Origin of the sequence: Gelidibacter sp., from assembly GCF_039916245.1 — a bacterium.
GTDB lineage: Bacteria > Bacteroidota > Bacteroidia > Flavobacteriales > Flavobacteriaceae > Gelidibacter.
The window spans coordinates 1-3,176 of record NZ_JBDSLS010000163.1 but is presented as its reverse complement, the minus strand read 5'-3'; the positions used below and the strand labels follow the sequence as shown (position 1 = coordinate 3,176).

At 35.0% G+C, this 3,176-nt stretch carries 3 protein-coding genes; 2 read left to right on the top strand and 1 reads right to left on the bottom strand.

Annotated elements, in window-relative coordinates; all coding sequences use genetic code 11:
• The first annotated feature begins 210 nt into the window (after positions 1-210).
• Complete coding sequence (gene pepE / locus ABIQ28_RS08815; protein WP_348036520.1) at positions 211-918, top strand: dipeptidase PepE; 708 nt, start codon at positions 211-213, stop codon at positions 916-918.
• Positions 919-1,314: 396 nt separating this feature from the next.
• Here the strand turns inward: pepE and ABIQ28_RS08810 are convergent, their stop codons facing one another.
• Entirely contained in the window at positions 1,315-1,740 is a 426-nt protein-coding gene (locus tag ABIQ28_RS08810) for a GNAT family N-acetyltransferase (protein WP_348036519.1), read from the bottom strand.
• Positions 1,741-2,044: 304 nt separating this feature from the next.
• Between ABIQ28_RS08810 and ABIQ28_RS08805 the strand changes: the two genes are divergently transcribed.
• The gene (locus tag ABIQ28_RS08805; protein ID WP_348036518.1) at positions 2,045-2,773 is read left to right on the top strand and encodes a M15 family metallopeptidase; all 729 of its coding nucleotides are present in this window, start codon (positions 2,045-2,047) and stop codon (positions 2,771-2,773) included.
• The last annotated feature ends 403 nt before the right edge of the window (positions 2,774-3,176 follow it).

Genomic DNA, 3,176 nt, shown 5'->3' with positions numbered 1-3,176 from the left:
TTCATAAGATATAATTTTAGTTGGGATGCTAAAGAAAGTATGAACTCTCTTAATTAATCTATAAAGCCTGATTAAACTTTTGTTAAATTGGCAGATTACTTAAATTTACAACAAAATAATCGAGAATTCACCCCTTACGATCAAATTTCGGGATGTTTATTTAAAAAATCGGTTCCAAATCAAGACCTCTATTACCTAAAAATTGACCTTATGAAACAAATGATAATTGCCAGTACATCAACCATCTATGGAAGTGACTATTTAGACTATCTTTTAGAAGAATTGATGTTCTTTTTTAAAGATGCAGAAACTATTCTATTTATTCCTTACGCCCGTCCAGGTGGCATAAGTCATGAAGAATACACAAAAAAAGCGCAGGAAGCTTTTTCTAAAATCGGAAAAGCAGTCAAAGGCATTCACGAGTTTGACAATCCTAAAGACGCTTTAAATAATGCCAAAGGAATTTTTGTTGGCGGTGGGAATACGTTCGTCTTGGTCAATCAACTTTATAAAAATGATTTGATGAGCACGCTCCAAGAAGTCATCAATAATGGAACGCCATATTTTGGTACGAGCGCAGGCAGCAATATCTGCGGACTTACCATAAACACCACTAATGATATGCCTATCGTGTATCCACCAAGTTTCAAGACTTTAGCGATGGTGCCGTTTAATATCAACCCGCATTATTTAGATCCAGATACAAACAGCACCCACATGGGCGAAACCAGGGAAACACGAATCCAGGAGTTTCATGCTTTTAATTCACAACCCGTTATTGGACTCCGAGAAGGCAGTTGGTTAGAAGTAAATGGCGATCAGATTTTTTTAGAAGGCGAATTGGACGCGCGCATTTTTGAATACAACAAAGCTCCTTACGAAGTAGAAACGGGAACGGATTTGAGCGAACTAAAATAGAGGGTAGTTCATAGAGGGTAGAATATAGAGAATAGACAACTTTTATAATTTCTCGCAAAGGCGCTAAGACGCAAAGTTTTGGTGTAACAAGTCCAATTTTCAGTGCACCTCCGTGAAATCTCAGCGTAACTCTATGTTATGGAAATCCGTGAAAATTCGTGAAATCTGTGTCAAAAAAAAAGATTAATCTCCTCAACTGAAATTATAACATAATCTCCGCGCACCTCCGTGAAATCTCAGCATACCTCTGTGTAATAGCTATAGAAATCAGTGAAAATCCGTGAAATTCGTGTCAAAAAAAAGATTATTTCCTTAACTGAAATCATAATAGACACATTTTCTCAGTGCATTTCCGTGAAACCTCAGCGTATCTCTGTGTAATAACCCTATAATCAACTAAAGTTTCTTCAAAAAATGATACCCCAAAATCTCAAAGTCCTCGTTCATATAAAATTTATGTGAGGGCGTATTTTGGACATATGTATTGAGTTCTGCCGCTTGGCAACCTTTCTGAGCGGCATAATCGTAGATACATTTCATGAATTTTTTACCAAGACCTTTTCTTCGATACCCATCATCAATAAAAACATGATCGAGTTCTACACTTCTGCCAGAATAATGACGCGTACAAAACCACATGCCGGCGATACCGATGAGCTTTTCGCCATCATAAATTGCCGCGCACTCATAATTCTGAGTAACCATTTCAGCAAAACGTTGTTTCAGGATCGCTTCAGAAACTTTATTATGAGTTAATTTGAGCATTAAGGGAATGATCGTATTAATCTGCGAAGGCTCAATGATTTTAAATGAAATGGGCATACTTTAAATTTTAAGTAAAATTAAATAAATTCCTTCAGAAATAAATTAGTTAATTTTGATTGATTTTAAAAAAATATGAATAGACGAAAAGAACAAAGACCACTTCGCTGTTAGAATCAAGAACAAAGACTTAAACTGTGAAGTAATGGGAATTTACCAGCCTTATAATCATTCTGTCGGGAGTTGAATTTTTAAGATCAGACTATTTTACCATCTATATTTTTGGAAAAATTTAAAAATATTTATAATCCTGAGTTCTCATAAGATAATCTGTCTTTCAATTGAAATATAATTACTAAAAAATATGAACAGAAAAGATTTCATAAAAACTGCGATCCTTGGCGGAATTGCCTTAGGAGTTTTACCACAATTCGCATTTCAAAATTCCAGTTTGAGTTATGAGGAATTGATTGGAAAAGGAACTCCAAAACTTTACGGCGACGGATTTCAACTACGAAAAGAGGCGTATGATGCTTTTATCTTAATGAAAAACGCAGCTTTAAAGGAGAATATTTCGATTCAAGTCGTTTCTAGTTATCGGAATTTTGCCCATCAAAATAGAATTTGGGAACGTAAATACAAAAGCTTTACTCAGAACGGTTTATCGCCAGAAAAAGCCATTGAAAAAATCATAGAATACTCTACAATTCCTGGAACTTCCCGCCATCATTGGGGCACTGATATGGATATTATTGATGCCAATGTTCCAGAACCTAAAAATGTATTGAGTCCAGGTCATTTTGAAGGCAAAGGAAGCTATGTAAAACTTAAAAAATGGATGGATGAACATTCTAAAGACTATGGATTTTATTTAGTTTACACCAATCTTCCTGACCGAAAAGGTTTTAAGTACGAACCTTGGCATTATAGTTACAAAGCTCTGTCGTGCGACTATCTTCAGGACTACAGGAAATTAAATTTAAAAGACATTCTCAGTAAAGAATCCCTTTTAGGACATGAATATCTAACCGACTCTTTTTTAGATCGCTACAACGCCGAGAATATTTTAGACATTAATTCTGAGCTTTTGTAAATTACATAAGAGAAGATGAATTGCAAAATAGCACCAAATCAATGAACTAAAGTCCATAACACCTCGACAAACGTTCTGACGGAGGTTTTTCAAATAGACTAAAAGTCTGTTGCATTTGTGAAATTTATAGTGAAAAATTTGAATAGGTTTCCTCAGTGTATGAGTAAGTTCGTGAAAATTCGTGAAATTCGTGTCAAAATTTTTAGAAGCTAAAGTGGAATGCACTGAAGTGTATACCAGCCCGACAAACATTCTGGCAGGGTTTTAACATAATTTGAGGCCAATAAAAAAGCCTCTTAAAAACAAGAGGCTTTCTCAGACACTAACTCAACTTTCATTTATGAAAGATTTTTCAAATACGCTAAAGCATCTTTGGCATTAGATCGTTTCGCATAATCCACAG

What these genes read in the sequence shown, in the direction of transcription:
- pepE (WP_348036520.1), top strand. Translation starts at nt 211, where the DNA reads ATGAAACAAATGATAATTGCCAGTACATCAACCATCTATGGAAGTGAC.
- ABIQ28_RS08810 (WP_348036519.1), bottom strand. Translation starts at nt 1,740, where the DNA reads ATGCCCATTTCATTTAAAATCATTGAGCCTTCGCAGATTAATACGATC.
- ABIQ28_RS08805 (WP_348036518.1), top strand. Translation starts at nt 2,045, where the DNA reads ATGAACAGAAAAGATTTCATAAAAACTGCGATCCTTGGCGGAATTGCC.